This window comes from Agrobacterium sp. CFBP 3001 (genome assembly GCF_027871605.1).
GTDB lineage: Bacteria > Pseudomonadota > Alphaproteobacteria > Rhizobiales > Rhizobiaceae > Agrobacterium > Agrobacterium leguminum.
In genome coordinates, this window is record NZ_JAQAHD010000001.1 from 328,974 (window position 1) to 344,956 (window position 15,983).

Here is a 15,983-nt window from a genome sequence, read left to right on the forward strand (position 1 = left end):
TCTTTTTGGACCGGACAGGCGAACCACGGCCCGACACGCGGTCAGGCCATGGTGCCTTGCGGATTGAATTTTCAGGCCGAAACGGCCGCCAGACCCTTCGCCAGATCCTCCAGCAGGTCGTCGGTATCCTCGATGCCGCAGGAAAGGCGCAGGGTGCCGCCGGAAATGCCGAGTTCGGCACGCGCCTCGTCGGTGAGGTTCTTGTGCGTCGTCGTGCCGGGGTGGGTGATGAGGCTCTTGGCGTCGCCGAGATTGTTTGAAATCTTCACGATCTCAAGCGCGTTCTGCAGCTTGAAGGCTGCTTCCTTGCCGCCCTTCAGCTCGAAAGCGACCAGCGTCGAGCCGCCGGACATCTGCCGCGCGATGATATCGGCCTGCGGGTGATCGGCGCGGCCGGGATAGATGACCTTGGCGACCTTGCCGCTATCGGCGAGAAAATCAGCGATTTTGCCGGCATTGGCCGTCTGCTGCTTCACACGCAGTGGCAGGGTCTCGATGCCTTTCAGAAGCGTCCAGGCATTGAAAGGCGACATGGCCGGGCCGGTATGGCGGAAATAATCCTGCAGCTCTTCTTCGATCCACTTCTTGTCGGAAAGGATCACGCCGCCAAGGCAGCGGCCCTGGCCGTCAATATGTTTGGTGGCCGAATAAACGACGATATGGGCGCCGAGTTCGAGCGGCTTCTGGAAAAGCGGTGTGGCAAAGACGTTGTCGACTACCACCTTGGCGCCGATCTGGTTGGCGAGCTTTGCCACCCCGGCAATATCCACCACTTCAAGCGTCGGATTGGTCGGGCTTTCGAGGAAGAACAGCTTGGTGTTCGGCTGGATAGACTTTTCCCAGTTGCCGAGATCGCGACCGTCGATCAGCGTGCATTCGATGCCATATTTCGGCGCAAGCGTTTCCACCACCCAGCGGCAGGAACCGAAGAGGGCGCGGGCCGCAACGATATGGTCGCCGGCGCGCAACTGGCACATGATGGCGGCGGTGACGGCGGCCATGCCCGACGCAAGTGCACGGGCGTCTTCAGCGCCTTCCAGCAGGCACATGCGCTTTTCGAACATGTCGTTGGTCGGGCTCGCATAGCGGGCGTAGATGAACCCATCCGTTTCACCCTTGAAGCGCGCTTCGGCGGCTTCGGAGTTTTCATAGACGAAACCCTGGGTCAGATAGATCGCTTCCGACGTTTCACCGTAAGGGGAGCGTAGCGTACCGCCGTGAACGAGCTGGGTTGCCGGGCGCCATTTATTGCTCATGTGATCACCTTCAAAACAAAAAAACCGGCCGCAAAAGCAGACCGGTTCCTAGCACCCGGTCTTTTTAGCCACTTGTTTAACGTGGCTGCAAGCCGACCGGCCAAATCACCACGGGATAAGCTTGCCATACTGCCGTTACCGGCTTGCGTCAATGCTTTCCTTTTGGTTTTGTCGCCGTAAAAAGGAATGATGACCATGACCAGAACCACGGGCATTTTGGCGGATGGCGCAATCAAGGCGCTGTTTGCGGGCGGCAAGCTGAAGAGCGAGGCCGATCTCGATGCTGATCAGGTGCAGCCCGCCAGCCTCGATCTCAGGCTCGGCTCGAAGGCCTATCGCGTGCGCGCCAGCTTCATGCCCGGCCCCGGAAACCGCGTCATCGACAAACTCAATCGTCTCAGCCTGCACGAGATCGACCTTACCCAGGGCGCGGTGCTGGAAACCGGTTGTGTCTATATCGTTCCCTTGATGGAAAGCCTTGCGCTGCCCGCGGACATGTCGGCCTCGGCCAATCCGAAAAGCTCGACCGGCCGTCTCGATATCTTCACCCGCGTCATGACTGACAGCGCGCAGGAATTCGACAAGATACCGGCCGGTTATGCTGGCCCGCTCTATCTGGAAATCAGCCCGCGCACCTTCCCGATCGTGGTGCGACGCGGCTCGCGCCTGTCGCAGATCCGCTTCCGCATCGGCCATTCGCTGCTCAACGAAAGTGAACTGCTGAAGCTGCACGAGACGGAAACGCTGGTTGCCAGCGACACGCCCAACGTGACCGGCGGTGGCATCGCGCTCTCGATCGACCTCAAGGGTTTCGGTGAAAACGGGTTGATCGGTTATCGCGGCAAACATCACACAGCCGTGGTAGACGTCGACAAGAAGGCCCAGCACGACGTTCTCGATTTCTGGGAGCCGCTCTACGCCCGCGGCCGTGCCGAACTGATCCTCGACCCGGATGAATTCTATATTCTCGTCTCGCGCGAAGCCGTGCACGTTCCACCGCTCTATGCGGCCGAAATGACACCCTTCGATCCTCTGGTGGGCGAATTCCGCGTGCACTACGCCGGCTTCTTCGATCCCGGCTTCGGCCATGCGCAGGCCGGCGGCACCGGCAGCCGGGCCGTGCTAGAAGTGCGCAGCCACGAGGTTCCCTTCATCCTCGAACATGGCCAGATCGTCGGCCGGCTGGTTTACGAGCACATGCTGCAGAAACCGGAAGGCCTCTATGGCTCCGGCCTCGGCTCCAATTATCAGGCGCAGGGGCTGAAGCTCTCCAAGCATTTTCGAGCCGAATAACGACCCTGGCGGGTGCTTGACACCCGCTGCGAACTATCCGATGTCTTATGCGCGGTGCGGGTGTAGCTCAATGGTAGAGCAGCAGCTTCCCAAGCTGAATACGAGGGTTCGATTCCCTTCACCCGCTCCATTTTCCAGACATCTGACACTCTTGCTGCGTTTAGCCACCATTGTGTCGGTAGCCACGCGAATATGCAATTTAGCTTGACTACGATTAAATTGCACGTAATAGTTGATGCGGTCGTAACATGGGGGAAGTGTTATGAGTCGCAAACTTCTTTCGGAATTTCTGGGAACCTTTTGGCTCGTCTTCGGAGGATGCGGCAGTGCGGTTTTTGCCGCCGCTTTTCCTGAACTCGGCATTGGCTTCCTTGGTGTCGCTTTCGCTTTTGGTCTGACGGTTCTGACCATGGCCTATGCGGTTGGCGGCATTTCGGGCGGTCATTTCAATCCGGCCGTTTCAGTCGGCCTCACTGTTGCCGGTAAGTTCCCGGCGGCGAACCTCGTGCCTTACATAGTGGCGCAGGTTCTGGGGGCGGTCGTCGCGGCTGCGGCGCTTTATGTCATCCTCACCGGCAAGGCGGGGGCTGAAATCGGCGGTTTTGCCGCCAATGGTTATGGTGAACATTCGCCGGGCGGATATTCTCTCGTATCGGCGCTGCTGATCGAAGTCATCCTGACGGCGTTTTTCCTGATCGTCATTCTGGGCTCTACGCATGGCAGGGTTCCTGCCGGCTTCGCGCCGATCGCCATCGGTCTTGCCCTTACCCTTATTCATCTGATTTCCATTCCGGTCACCAACACATCCGTCAATCCGGCCCGCTCCACGGGACAGGCATTGTTCGTTGGCGGATGGGCGCTGCAGCAGCTCTGGCTGTTCTGGCTCGCTCCGATCCTCGGCGGCGCCATCGGGGCCGTGATCTGGAAAATCTTCGGCGAGGAAGAGAAGGCCGGCCATGCCGGTTCGGTTCAACCTGCGCAGACTTGAATAAGAGGCTTTGTTTCCTCGAATAGTCGGGGAAACGACTGAGGAGGATGACATGGATCTTGCTTCGATATTGGCCCAGATCGTCGGCGGTGCGGTAGGCGGCACGGCAGGCGGAAAGATAGTGAAGGACTCCGATCTTGGTTCGCTCGGCAATCTGATTGCCGGCGCCATCGGCGGCCTCGGCGGCGGAACCGTGCTCGGTTCGCTGCTCGGCGCGGCGGGCGATGCGGCAGCCGGAGGCGTGGATATCGGCGCTCTCGCCGGCCAGCTCGTTGGCGGCGGTGTCGGCGGTCTGATCGTGCAGATCATCGTCGGCCTGATCAAGAACAAGCTCGTTACCAAGTAGAGCGGTTCGGCCACCTTCAGGATGAAATGACGGTCCTTGCCGAGGGAGGAGCTTCGTTCGGCAAGGCACTGGCTGCCGTTACCGATGACGGCAGTAACGTAAGGCCTGAAACGGCTTTGCCGGAGCGGCAATGTGAGTGAAGCCGAGAACGGCTGTCGCGGCTGATCGGAAAAAGTATCAGGACTGTTTCGGCTCTGCCGAAGATGCCGGATCATGAGTATTTTTGGCGACAGGCGCGTGTGGCGTCTTGTTCCATGCGAAGGGTTTGGTGTTGAGTTCCACCACGGCCCGCCAGGCCGCGATGGACAGCATCAGCCAATATGCGGGTATTGCCAGCCACCGCCTTCCGACATGCCTTCTTTCATAGGCAATCATTCTGCCGCGGCCCATCAGCACGAAGATCGTGTAGCTTCCGACGATATTCAGCACATCGATAAAAAACAGAAGACCCTGCCAGGTGAGCAGCAGGTCAGCGCCATTTTCCCGGAGGGCGATGGTCATGAATGCGAGCGAAACGAAGAGCAGGGGGTGCGCCAGCGACGACAGAAGCATGCCGCCGATCAGCAGTTGAAAGACCACATAGGCAAACCATCCCATGTCGCGCGCGGTCGCAAAGGGCGCACGGGTCATCACCAGCCAGCTTTGCAGCCAGCCCTTGTACCAGCGTGTTCGCTGGTTCAGCCACACGGGTAGCGAGGTCGGCGCATCCTCCAGCGTCTGTCGCCGGATGACGCCGCAACGATAACCCAGCCGATGCAGCCGGAGGCCGAGATCGGCATCCTCAGTTACATTATAGGGGTCCCAGGCGCCGGCCTTCCGCAGCACGGCGGTCCGGAAATGATTGGAGGTGCCGCCAAGCGGCAGCGGCAAGCCGTGTGCGGCAAGGGCAGGCAACATGCAGCGGAAGAGACCGGAATATTCCAGTGCGAAACAGGCGCTGAGCCAGGAGGAAGAGGCATTGCTGATGATGAGCGGCGCCTGCAGGCAGGCCACCTCGTCCGGCTCGTTGCGGAAGGTGGCATAGGCTTCACGCAATTGCTGCGGATGGGGCCGATCCTCGGCATCATAGACCGCAACGAATGCGCCACGCGCGCCGGAAAGCGCGTAAGTGAGGGCTTTTGGTTTGGTGCGCGGCAGGGAGGGCGGCACCCTGACGACCTCTATGTGCGGGCCGGGATTTATCCGCTGGATCGCCTCGATCGTCGCAGCGTCGTCTGCTTCGCAGACAAGCTTGATGTCCAGCCGGGATTTGGGCCAGTCCAGACGTTCCAATGCCCCGATGAGCTGCCCGACGATGGCCTCTTCCCGGTAAAGCGCCACCAGAACGGTATAGACAGGCAATTCGTTTTCCTGCCGAAGAGGCAAGATGCTCTTCGCGTCGTTTCCCCGGGGCGCATGGACGAGTGCGAACAGCCTGAAAAGCAGGGTCAAAAGGTAAAGCATCGTCAGGGTGACGTGCAGATAAGCAAATGCCGCTTCCGTGTAAAATAGCAGCGACAGAATGAGCAGTGTAAGGAGGACGCCGCTGTAAAAACCCTGCTGGCCCTGTAGCGTGATCCTGGCGGAATGGTGCGGCGCCGTGTTGAAAAGCCGCTGCTGGGTTTCCGCCGAGCGGCGGGCCTCGCCCGCTTTCCAGATTGCGCTGCGCATGGCCTGCGGGGTTGTCACGGCAAATTCGTCGAGAAGACGCGGACGTTGATCCAGCATGTTTTTCAGCGACGCCATTCGCGCCAGTTCCGGTACGATCAGCAGCGTTGGCGTGCCGTTCAGCGGTGTCAGCCGCAGAAACCTCGGTTCGGAGAGCTGAGTGTCCAGCTTATTCAAATCCGTCACACGGTCCGGGCCGATTTCGGGGAGAAACGGCAATCGCAGGAATCGGGCGAAAGCGCCGAAATAGGCATCCGTCGTGACGAGACCGCTTGCCAGCAATTCGTCCTCCAAAGTCGAGCCATTTTCCAGAGCCCGTTGTTCGAATGCCTCGATGTAGGGCCTGCCAAATCCCAGCGAAGAGAGAAAGCGGGCCTGTCCGGCCTGGTCCTGTTCGGGAGCGGTTGAAAGCGGATTTTCACTGGCGTGGGAAAATGTAATTTTTCGTGTCGCCGGCGTCGTGCGAAACGAATCTCGTGTATATTGCCTAAAATAATCCATGCATCGCCGCCGCCGTCATGGTAACGCCCCACTTCCTGTCACGGATAGTATAGATGAGAATGACGAATGTAACGCGGAATATAGGTCTCGGATTTACTTTAGCTTTCGCTTTACAATTTACTGGTTTTTTTAGCGATGTACGCGCGGAGGGCCTGTCGGACGGGAACCGGATGCCGGTGCTGTTCGATGCGCAGGAGCGGTTTCCGGGCGGCGATCTTTCTTCCGTTCCCCGCATCAGATTTCTGATGTCGGTCGATTTCCCGCCCTTCAATTTTACCGATCAGGAAGGCCGGCTTGCGGGTTTCCATGTCGATCTGGTGCGTGAAATCTGCGCGCAACTGAAGGTCGAAAGCAAATGCCAGGTGCAGGCGCTGCCGTTTGATGAGCTGGAGGCGGCTTTGGAAATGGGCGAGGGCGAAGCGGTGATTTCCGGCCTCGCCACCACCGCCGACCTGCGCAAGAGTTTTACCTTCTCGCGGCCCTATCTCCTGATGCCTGCCCGTCTTGCGGTGAACAAGGCGGCCAAATTCACCGGCGCGGGTGCCGATGCGCTTTCGGGAAAGAAGGTGGGTGTGGTTGCCGGCTCGCGGCACGAACAGATGCTGAAGGCATTCTTTCCAAAGGCCGCGGCTGAGGGCTTCGATGGTTACGAGCCGATGTATGACGCGCTGAAGAAAGGCAAGGTGGACGCCATCTTCGCCGATGGTCTGCGCCTGCCTTTCTGGGTTTCAGGAAGCGCTTCCGATGGCTGTTGCGCACTCTTCGGCGGTCCCTATATGTCCGACAGGTTTCTCGGTGAAGGCCTGTCCATCATGACCGTCGATCCCGATAACGTGCTCGTTCCGGCTTTCGATCAGGCGCTGGCGGCCCTTTCCCGCAACGGCCGGCTGGAGGAAATCTACCGGCGTTATTTCCCTTATGGGCTCTATTAGGGAGAGCCGGCCACCGGATCGGTTCCTGCGCCAGCGCCTATTTTGCTGGCGCGAAAACTTCTTCATTGCGGCGCAGGCGCAGCAGCGCGATCCATACGGCGGCAGCGATGGCGGTTTCCACCATGAAATAGCTGCCGATCGTTCCTGAAATGCTGAATGACCAGGTGAAGAAGGCGACGACGACGGAGCCGATGAGGTTGCCACTGTTCCAGATCTTCGCGCGAATATCCTGCCGTCCGGATGCGCCGAGCGCCTCGAGAGCGGTGGCGGCAACGGCCATGGGCAGAACCGCCCAACAAAGCACGCGGGTGATGATGGGCAGCGAAACATATTCATCGCCGAACAAAAGCGGCAGGAAGGGCGCAATGATGAAAATGACGAGCGCACTGCCGGTCGCGATGAAAAGCGCGGCCTTCAGCACGTTATAGGCGCGTTCTATGGTCTTGCTGATACCCTGCAGGGCGGCGGAAGCCGAACCCGGATAGATCAGCCGGTTGAGGGCCTCGACGGAGAGATAGGAACTGTCGAGAATGCGCCGGGCGATGGAATAGCTGCCCAGTACCTCCGCGCTTGCAATGGCGCCGAGAACGAGAATATCGGCATTGCCGCGCACGGCCTTGAACAGGAACTGGGTGGAAAACAGGACTCCGATGCGGATTTCCTCACGCACGATGCGGAACACCGGGCGGCCGAGTCTCGCTATCGCCTTGACCGAGATCATGGCCGCAATGGTGTGGGCGGCAAGGTTCCATAGCGCCCAGGCCTCCACCGTTTCCACCTTGAAGATGAGGCAGGCGACCACCGCGGCAATGGTGCGGGCGACGGCAAACATCACTTCCAGCTTGTTGGCGGAGGCGAAGTCGGAATGGGCGATGAAGCTCTGCGTGGAAAGCGAGATGACTTTCAGGAGGACGAGGTTCGTGAACAGGATCAGGAAGGTGGTGATCAGCGTGTGCAGCAATGTTTCCGAGGTCGGGAAAAATACCGGGATCGTCACCATGCCGATGATGGTCAGCACCACGCCTGTCGCGGCGCTCAAAAGATAGCTGTGGCCGAGCATGACGGGAAACATGCTGCGATCCTGCGCGACACGGCGGATCAGCGATTCCTGCGAGCCGATACCGCAGATCTGGACGCCGAGATTGGTGACGGCCGTGATGGAGGCGTAAAGCGCGAATTGTTCGACACCGAGATGGCGGGCAAGCAGCGCAAAGGTCAGAAGCTGGGCGGCGCTGGACATGAGGAGCGCTCCGCCGGATGCCATGTAGGTCAATCCCAATCTGACTAGATGGCCGAGCCGCGGCGTATTGAACGACACCTCATTCTCCATGTTTTCCGGCATTGCCGGGCGAATTCAAAAATGACTGCGCTGCTTTTTAAAATCTGGCGAACTGAAAAAGCCGCAACCGGCCAATAAAGCGAAAGTCCGCGACCCGAATGAATGGCAGTTTATCCTGTCTTATCCCTCTTGAGGTAAGAGAGGGTTAAAGCAATTGCATAATAATGATGATAATGACTGTTTATGGTTATTTGGACATGGCCCTGTTTCAGAAGGGTTTCGTTGTTCGTCACAAGGCAGGCCAATGATCCGACTATCCATTTTCGATGCAGGCGACCATGCCGCGTTTGGCTGATACGCAGCCCGTCTCTGCGCAAGGCAGCGCCATTTCCCTTGCCGGCGGCCGGCGCGACGCGTTTTTCTTCGTCGCCACCATGCTCTATATCTGGATTTCCGTCGCGCCTTTCGAAAATCTCGCAGCACCGCCGGTGCCGCACGCTGCCGCAAACCAGCTGACCGGCCTCGTGATCGCATTGATCCTCGGCGTTTTTGCGCTGCGCCACCGGCTGACGGGGCTTCTGCTGCGGCCGCGGCTGCCCATTCTGCTGCTGTTTTTCTGGCTGGCGATATGCTCGGTGGTCGGAACCCAGCCCGGCACGTCGCTGCAACGTCTGATCTTCACGGCGCTCCTGTGCTTCATCACCAGCGTCCTTGTCGTCATGCCGCGCGACCGGCGGCAGTTCGACCGGATGATGGCCATCTTCGCCATCATTCTCCTGGTGCTGTGCTATCTGGGGGTGATCTTCCTTAGCTCGCGCTCGATCCATCAACCCTATGATCTCGATGAAAAAGCGCTGGCGGGTGATTGGCGCGGTATCTTCAATCACAAGAATGCCGCCGCGCCGGCGATGATCATTCTCTTCATGATCGGGCTTTACCTGCGCAATGCCTGGTCGACGCTGGGCGGCCTCGCCATCACGCTGCTGGCGGGGTTTTTCCTTTGGAAGACCAACGGAAAAACCGCGGCCATGCTGCTGCCCGTCACCGTGGCGCTGATCTGGATCATGGAAAGGCATGCCAACCGTACTTTGTTGATGATCGGCGGTCTTCTGGCCTTCATCAACATATCCGCGGTCGGCTCCACCTATTTTCCGAGTATACAGAATTTCGTCGAAGGCCTGGGCATCGATTCCACCTTCACCGGGCGGACGGACATATGGCGGCTATCCTTCGACACTTTCGCGCAATCGCCGATCTTCGGTCAGGGGTTCCAGGCATTCTGGACGAGCGACCGGCTCCTGTCGCAGGCCGATATTGCCGGCACCTGGGCGGTCACAGCCTTCCATGCCCATAATGGCTATATTGAAAGCCTGCTGAATGGCGGCCTGCCGGCCTTCATTCTCACCGTCATCTGGCTGGTCATCATACCCGCGAACGATTTCCGCACGGCGGTGGACAAGGGCACGGACCCGGCACTTACCCGACTTTTTGCCAGAATTTGGGTGTATGCGTTACTTTCTTCGTGTTTAGAGAGCAATTTCTTTACCGGAACCGGGCCTATCTGGTCTTCTCTTCTAATCGCAATCTATTGTTTGAGGCATCAGGCTTACGACATACTCGAAGAGGGACAGTAATTTGCAGACAGGCCGGGGGGCTTTGGATGACGCAAAAAATCGGGACTTTTACCGACCGGATCAATAACCGGCTGGTGCGCTATTTGCCGGGACCGGCGGTGCGGATCGAAACGTCCGAACCGATCGTGTCCTTCACATTCGACGATGTGCCGGCAAGCGCCTGGACGGCTGGTGCGCGCATTCTGGAAAACGAGGGCGTTTGCGGCACGTTTTACATCGCCGGCGTGTTTATCGACCAATACGATGAACAGCAGCAGATGATTTCCGCGAAAGGCTGCTCGGAACTGGCGGCGGCCGGCCATGAGCTTGCCTGCCACACCTTTTCTCATCGCAAACTCTCGAGCTTTTCCCGACGGGGGCTCGAGGAGGATCTCGATCGCAATGACCGCGTGCTCGGCTCGTTCGATGCAAGCCGCCACGGGCGCAATTTCTCCGTTCCCTTCGGTATGGCTTCACCGGTCATGCAGCCTCTGCTGCGGCGCCGGTTCAGGACGGCGCGCGGCATCATGCCAGGGATCAACCGGGGCAGTGTCGACCCGCATAATCTTGCCGCGGTCGAGTTGCGTTCGGATCAAAACTACCTCGACGCCGCCGATGGCTGGCTGGAGGATGTTCTGCAAAAAGGCGGCTGGCTCATCATCTTCACCCATGATGTTTCGCACACACCGAGCTTTTACGGTTGTCCGGAAGACAGATTTCAGGGTCTCGTCCGCAGGGCGGTGTCGGGCGGTGCGAAGATCATGACGGTCGATGCCGCCGCAAGGACACTCGGTCTTTAGAGGAATATTCTCGGCACGCGTGCCCGGTCGATACCGCGGAAAACGCAATTGCGGGTTATTGGCTGGCCCAGATGATGCGGGCGATCCATTCCACGTCGGCCATGTCGAAGCTGCGGTTCGGATGTTCCGGGTTGAGCGAAAGAAGCTCGATGTTTTTGGGGCTTTGCCGCGCCAGCACCTTGGCCATCACTTCGCCGTCGCGGCTTTTCAGCACCACGCGGTCGCCGCGCCGCACCTGCGCGCCGGGCTCCACGATGAGGATATCTCCGTCGCGGTAGAGCGGCATCATGCTCTCGCCCTGCACTTCCAGTGCATAGACGCCCTGCCTGCGCTCTGGAGAAGAGGGGAATTCCACCACATCCCAGCCCTGACCCGCCGGAAAACCGCCATCGTCGAAAAAGCCGCCGGAGCCCGCCTGGGCGAAACCGAGCAGGGGAATGGCGTTGTCGGCGCCGGAAGGCTGCATGGTCTGCGCCCTGCCGAAAGCATAACCGAAAAACTGGTCGACGCTTGCCCCCGTCGCCTCCAGCACCTTGGAGACGGATTCAGTCGAAGGCCAGCGTTTGCGGCCATCTGGCCCGAAACGTTTCGATTTATTGAACGAGGTGGGATCGAGGCCGGCGCGCTTCGCCAATGCCGAAGGCGTTAGCTGGTGGCGTTCGGCAAGCGTATCGATGGCGCTCCAGATCGTCTCGTGTGACAGCATGATAGAAAGCCCGCAAGTGGAGCCGATAGCGGAAAAGCTCCTGTCGTTTACTGACCGGAATCTAGACCATATCCGGTCAGGAGTAAAGCAAGGAAAGGAATAAAATCCTTTTCTACGCCACCATGGCCGATGTATTTATCTTGGCGAGCTGGATCACCGCCTGGGTGCGGCTGTCGACCTTGAGCTTCAGCAGGATTGCGGAGACATGCGCCTTGATGGTGGCTTCGGAAACATTGAGCTCATAGGCGATCTGCTTGTTCAGCAACCCTTCGGCCAGCATGCCCAGAACCCGGCTTTGCTGCGGCGTCAGCGTTCTGAGCCGGCCGATGAGATCGGCCACGTCAGGATCCTGTTCCTTATCGCCCTGATGACCCGCCGGTATCCAGACATCGCCTTCCAGAACCGCGCGGATGCCGTCCCTGATATCGTCGATACCCGAGGATTTGGAAATGAAACCGGAAGCACCGAGTTCGATGGAGCGGCGCACGGTGGTAGCGTCGTCCGTTGCCGAAACGATGACGATCGGCAGGCTGGAGAATTCCGCCCGGAGCGCCATCAGGCCTGAAAATCCGCTCACCCCCGGCATGGCGAGGTCGAGAAGCATGAGATCGGCGTCGTTGCGCGCTGCGGCTGCACTGCGGGCGGCCTCAAAATCCCCGGCTTCAATAATGCTCTGTTGCCCGTCGAGGCCGGATACGGCCTGTTTCAGGGCGCCGCGAAAAAGCGGGTGGTCATCTGCTATGATAATGACAAGTTCCGACATTCTGGCCCCCTCCCAAGGGCGTTATGCGGTTCTTTTTCTGATACTGGCTCACTCCCATTTGCCGGCGGTCGAAAACACGTCCGGCTCCTCCGCGAAAGGTTGCGCCAATCGGTCCCGCATTACAAGGAAAAGCTTGTGGACAGGCGGTCTTTCAGGCTCTCCGCAATAAAAATGCCGTGGAAACTGTGGACAATCTTCGAGCTTTGCGGCAAATCCCGCTGAGTGGAAAGGCTTGGAGAGCCCTATGCAGGAAACGCCCGCGATCATCTATAAAATCGTGCCGGAGACGTTATGGAGCGCGGCAAAGGCGAAGGGCGTCTTCGAAGGTGCGGCCATCGACCTGACCGACGGCTTCATTCATTTTTCAACGGCAAAACAGGCGGCAGAGACAGCCGCGCGGCATTTTTCCGGCCAGGTCGATCTGCTTCTGATCGCGGTCGACGGCGCGGCCCTCGGCGACAAGCTGGTTTATGAACCCTCCAGAGGCGGCGATCTTTTCCCGCATCTTTATGCGCCTCTTCCCCTGACCGCCGTGCTTTGGGAAACGCCGCTTTCGCTCGGTCACGACGGCCAGCACCAGTTTCCGGAGATTTTGTGATGAGCGGATTATTTTCCTCTATCGGCCGCAAGGGCCTGTTTCTGGTCGATCCGGAAAAGGCGCATGGCCTGTCCATTGCGGCGCTGAAAAGCGGCTTCCTGCCCACCTGCATGGTGCCACACGATCCGCGTCTGCAGCAGACCGTGGCTGGCCTCGTCTTCCCCAATCCGCTCGGCCTGGCGGCGGGTTACGACAAGAATGCGGAAGTGCCGGGGCCGCTTCTGAGGCTCGGTTTCGGCTTTACCGAAATCGGCACCGTCACGCCCAAGGCGCAATCCGGCAATCCCAGACCGCGTATCTTCCGTCTGGTCGAAGACGAAGGTGTCATCAATCGCCTCGGCTTCAACAATGAAGGCCATGCGGCCGCGCTGGAGCGCCTGAAGCAGGCAAAGCTGCGTGGCATCGTCGGTGTCAATATCGGCGCCAACAAGGATAGCGAAGACCGCATTGCCGATTATGTGCATGGCATCGAGGCGTTTTATTCGGTTGCATCCTATTTCACCGTCAATATTTCCTCGCCCAACACGCCCGGCCTGCGCGATCTTCAGGCGCGCGAAAGCCTTGCCGCTCTTCTCGCCGCTGTGCTGGAACGCCGGAAAGTGGAAGCCGCACGTTTCGGCAAACGCATCCCGGTTTTCCTCAAGATCGCCCCCGATCTGACCGAAGAGGGGCTGGACGACGTTGCCGAAGAGGCGCTCGCCCATGATCTCGATGGCCTGATCGTCTCGAACACCACGCTCTCCCGCGAAGGCCTGAGGCCCGGCCCGCACAAGGGCGAGGCAGGCGGTCTCTCTGGCAAGCCGCTCTTCGAGCTTTCCACCACGGTTCTCGCCAAGATGCGCCGCCGCGTCGGCGGCAACCTGCCGATCATCGGTGTCGGCGGTGTGTCATCGGCAGAAACCGCTTTGGAAAAGGTGAGGGCAGGGGCCGATCTCGTGCAACTCTATTCCTGCATGGTCTATGAAGGCCCCGGCCTGCCCTCGGCCATCGTCAAGGGCCTGTCGAAGCTGGTCGCCCGCGAGGGCGTACAGTCCATTCGTGACCTGCGCGACAGCGCGGTGGACCGCTGGGCGGATCGCAAGCTTAGCTGACAGCGGACCCTGGACGGTCGGCAGCGCTTCCTCAGGAGCTCTCCTTCCTCATCCCTGTGCTTGTCACAGGGATCCAGCCAGCCCAAGTCCTTGGGCTAAAAGGAGTCTTTCCGTCGCGCAGACGCGCGTCGGCTGTATTCCTGTGACAGGCACAGGAATGAGGGAAGAGGGTGGTTCCCGTCGCTTACCTCAGGCGCAGAGCACCATCGCCCAATAGGGCCGGTTGCGGCTGGCCGCGTCATAAGCGACCGCGACGCCGAGGCCGTTATAAGGCCCGAGCATGTTTTCGAGGTGATGTTGTGAGCCGATCCAGGCCTTCACCACCCGCTCGACGCTGTCCTGCCCGGCGGCCACGTTTTCCGCTGCCGGAAGCGGCACATTGCCGTCTTTCATGCGGATCAGGAAACTGTCGGTCAGGCCGATCAGATGCGCCATCTTCTGCGCCTTGACCATGCGGCCGGCCTGATAGGCGGCAGCACCGCTTGCCGCGCCATTGATGGCAAGCGGCGAAAGCCCCTTGGAGCGGCGCAGATCGTTGACCATGGGAAGCGCCGCCGCCGTTTCGTCGCGGGTGCCGGAGGGCATGCCCTTGTTGGTGGGCATGGAGACGCAGGCGGAAAGAACGGAGCTGGCGGACATCAGCACGAAGCCGCGCCGTGAAAGCGTTTGAAACGGGGAGTGTGTCATGTCAGCGGCGGTAGCTCAGCAGGCGCAGGATGATGAAAACCGGAATGACGATCGTTGCCCCGAGGATCAGATAGTCGCCGATTGCGCCCAGCGCATGGAAACCGCTGCGCCACAGGTCGACCACGAAATCGCGCGCGCCGTAGATGATGTTCCATGGCGTCAATCCGAAGATCGCCATCAGAAAGCCGACGAGCAATGAAACCACCAGCAGCTTCACCACGGTACGGGCCACCGTGTCACCCAGCATTTTGTTGACCTCACCGGCCATCAGCACGTCTCCTGTTTTGTCCTGACATATGAAGCACGACGCTTCGATGCAAGTTTCGGCGCACTATATCGCGTCAAATTCGCCAATTCCACGAGGCCGCCATGAAATAGGACTTGAGTTTTTTTATGGCTTGATAAATGACAGCCGACATCTTCTCAGGAATCTTGAATGGCCCCAAACCAGTTTTCTTCCGGTGACGTCATTGCCGACCGCCGGGCGGACTATGCCCGCATGCTGGCGGAGAGCGGTGACTTTCCCGCCGCCGCCGAACTCATGGAACAGGCGCTGGAGCTTGCGCCGCGGTGGACGGCGGGTTGGTTTCGCTTCGGGGAATATCACGAAAAAGCGGGCGAAACGGAAAAAGCCGTCGCGGCCTACGGGAAAGTCGCCGAGCTGGACACCGAAGGACTGTTTGCAGCCGAACTGAAACTCGCGGTTCTCGGCGCCGCCGAAACGCCCGAGCAACCGCCAAGCCGCTATGTGGAAGGGCTCTTCGACGATTATGCCGACCGTTTCGAAACCTCGCTTGTGGAAAAGCTGGATTACAGCGTGCCGCAAAAGCTGGCGGAACTGATCGGCAAGGCAGCGGAAGGCGGCGTCTTCGACACCATTATCGATATTGGCTGCGGCACCGGTCTCCTCGGCGTTGAAATCCGCGCTTTCGCGAACCGGCTTGAAGGTTTCGATATTTCCCAGAATATGCTGGCCAAGGCGGAGGAAAAGAGGCTTTACGATCATCTCGACCAGGCCGATCTTTCGCTGGAGCCGGAGGCCTCGGGGCTCTTCACCCCCACGCTTGCGCAGCACCGCGCCGGCCTTGTGGCCGCCGCCGATGTGATGATGTATCTCGGCAGTCTCGAAACCGTCATGCCGCTCGTTTCCGCCCTGCTTGCGCCTTCAGGCTTTTTCGCCTTTTCGGTGGAGGATGCGGGGGAGGAGGACGGTTTCGTGCTTCGGGAATCCCTTCGTTACGCCCACTCGAAGAGCTATGTGAGCGAGCTTCTTGAGCGGACGGGCTTTTCCCTCATCGAAATCCGCAAAACCACCATTCGCAAGGATGCCGGAAAACCCCTTTCCGGCATTCTTTTTCTTGCCCGCGCCAAAGGCTGAACATTCCGTTTCTTGCCATTTTCGCGATAGGTCAGGCTTCCTTACGTATCCATCTTGCTCAGATGTTTTTTGCAGTGCAAAATATGCCTGAAGCTGAGGAAAAAA

The 15,983-nt window shown here is 59.3% G+C and carries 16 protein-coding genes, 1 tRNA gene and 1 riboswitch; of the genes, 10 read left to right on the top strand and 7 right to left on the bottom strand.

Annotated elements, in window-relative coordinates:
* Nucleotides 1-71: 71 nt before the first annotated feature.
* Nucleotides 72-1,256, bottom strand: a complete 1,185-nt coding sequence (locus tag PH605_RS01630; RefSeq protein WP_142844053.1) for an O-succinylhomoserine sulfhydrylase — start codon at nt 1,254-1,256, stop codon at nt 72-74.
* 43 nt (nt 1,257-1,299) lie between these two features.
* Nucleotides 1,300-1,378: riboswitch (SAM riboswitch) on the bottom strand.
* 73 nt (nt 1,379-1,451) lie between these two features.
* Here PH605_RS01630 and PH605_RS01635 point away from each other — a divergent pair.
* The 4 genes from PH605_RS01635 (at nt 1,452) to PH605_RS01650 (ending at nt 3,883) form a co-directional block, all read left to right on the top strand.
* Nucleotides 1,452-2,549: a 2'-deoxycytidine 5'-triphosphate deaminase gene (locus tag PH605_RS01635; RefSeq protein WP_080856951.1), complete on the top strand. Its 1,098-nt coding sequence runs from the start codon at nt 1,452-1,454 to the stop codon at nt 2,547-2,549.
* A gap of 56 nt (nt 2,550-2,605) precedes the next feature.
* Nucleotides 2,606-2,679: transfer RNA gene (locus tag PH605_RS01640), tRNA-Gly, on the top strand.
* Between the two features lie 132 nt (nt 2,680-2,811).
* A complete protein-coding gene (gene aqpZ, locus PH605_RS01645; protein ID WP_078051291.1) occupies nt 2,812-3,537 on the top strand; it encodes an aquaporin Z in 726 nt (241 codons plus the stop codon).
* A 52-nt stretch (nt 3,538-3,589) separates the two neighbouring features.
* On the top strand, nt 3,590-3,883 hold the full coding sequence (locus PH605_RS01650; protein ID WP_003519942.1) for a hypothetical protein: 294 nt from the start codon (nt 3,590-3,592) through the stop codon (nt 3,881-3,883).
* A 177-nt stretch (nt 3,884-4,060) separates the two neighbouring features.
* Here the strand turns inward: PH605_RS01650 and PH605_RS01655 are convergent, their stop codons facing one another.
* Complete coding sequence (locus PH605_RS01655) at nt 4,061-6,031, bottom strand: glycosyltransferase family 2 protein (RefSeq protein ID WP_161987692.1); 1,971 nt, start codon at nt 6,029-6,031, stop codon at nt 4,061-4,063.
* Nucleotides 6,032-6,201: 170 nt separating this feature from the next.
* Between PH605_RS01655 and PH605_RS01660 the strand changes: the two genes are divergently transcribed.
* Nucleotides 6,202-6,963 carry a transporter substrate-binding domain-containing protein gene (locus PH605_RS01660; RefSeq protein ID WP_142844052.1) on the top strand — a complete coding sequence of 254 codons (762 nt, stop codon included), beginning with the start codon at nt 6,202-6,204 and terminating at the stop codon, nt 6,961-6,963.
* A gap of 37 nt (nt 6,964-7,000) precedes the next feature.
* On the opposite strand, the gene uppX is transcribed toward PH605_RS01660, so the two are convergent.
* Entirely contained in the window at nt 7,001-8,293 is a 1,293-nt protein-coding gene (gene uppX, locus PH605_RS01665) for a Wzx-type polysaccharide biosynthesis protein UppX (RefSeq protein WP_026363784.1), read from the bottom strand.
* Between the two features lie 287 nt (nt 8,294-8,580).
* Between uppX and uppY the strand changes: the two genes are divergently transcribed.
* Together uppY and PH605_RS01675 are read left to right on the top strand one after the other, a co-directional pair.
* Nucleotides 8,581-9,876: a Wzy-type polysaccharide biosynthesis protein UppY gene (uppY, locus tag PH605_RS01670; protein ID WP_142844051.1), complete on the top strand. Its 1,296-nt coding sequence runs from the start codon at nt 8,581-8,583 to the stop codon at nt 9,874-9,876.
* Between the two features lie 26 nt (nt 9,877-9,902).
* A complete protein-coding gene (locus PH605_RS01675) occupies nt 9,903-10,655 on the top strand; it encodes a polysaccharide deacetylase family protein (RefSeq protein ID WP_142844050.1) in 753 nt (250 codons plus the stop codon).
* Nucleotides 10,656-10,710: 55 nt separating this feature from the next.
* Here PH605_RS01675 and PH605_RS01680 read toward each other — a convergent pair whose 3' ends face one another.
* Entirely contained in the window at nt 10,711-11,361 is a 651-nt protein-coding gene (locus tag PH605_RS01680; protein ID WP_003519935.1) for a S24 family peptidase, read from the bottom strand.
* A gap of 112 nt (nt 11,362-11,473) precedes the next feature.
* Nucleotides 11,474-12,124, bottom strand: coding sequence for a response regulator (locus tag PH605_RS01685; RefSeq protein ID WP_035265127.1), 651 nt, complete (start codon nt 12,122-12,124; stop codon nt 11,474-11,476).
* Nucleotides 12,125-12,368: 244 nt separating this feature from the next.
* On the opposite strand from PH605_RS01685, the gene PH605_RS01690 reads away from it, so the two are divergent.
* Both PH605_RS01690 and PH605_RS01695 read left to right on the top strand, forming a co-directional pair.
* Nucleotides 12,369-12,722 (top strand): DUF952 domain-containing protein, encoded by a 354-nt coding sequence (locus PH605_RS01690; protein ID WP_059759483.1) that lies wholly within the window; start codon nt 12,369-12,371, stop codon nt 12,720-12,722.
* Nucleotides 12,722-13,813: a quinone-dependent dihydroorotate dehydrogenase gene (locus tag PH605_RS01695; RefSeq protein ID WP_142844049.1), complete on the top strand. Its 1,092-nt coding sequence runs from the start codon at nt 12,722-12,724 to the stop codon at nt 13,811-13,813. The genes PH605_RS01690 and PH605_RS01695 overlap by 1 nt, the downstream gene beginning before the upstream one ends.
* A gap of 189 nt (nt 13,814-14,002) precedes the next feature.
* Here the strand turns inward: PH605_RS01695 and PH605_RS01700 are convergent, their stop codons facing one another.
* Nucleotides 14,003-14,500: a CAP domain-containing protein gene (locus PH605_RS01700; RefSeq protein ID WP_142844048.1), complete on the bottom strand. Its 498-nt coding sequence runs from the start codon at nt 14,498-14,500 to the stop codon at nt 14,003-14,005.
* 1 nt (nt 14,501) lies between these two features.
* Nucleotides 14,502-14,768: a DUF6460 domain-containing protein gene (locus tag PH605_RS01705; RefSeq protein WP_003493739.1), complete on the bottom strand. Its 267-nt coding sequence runs from the start codon at nt 14,766-14,768 to the stop codon at nt 14,502-14,504.
* Nucleotides 14,769-14,936: 168 nt separating this feature from the next.
* Here PH605_RS01705 and PH605_RS01710 point away from each other — a divergent pair, with 168 nt between their 5' ends.
* On the top strand, nt 14,937-15,878 hold the full coding sequence (locus PH605_RS01710; RefSeq protein WP_161987690.1) for a class I SAM-dependent DNA methyltransferase: 942 nt from the start codon (nt 14,937-14,939) through the stop codon (nt 15,876-15,878).
* Nucleotides 15,879-15,983 lie beyond the last annotated feature (105 nt).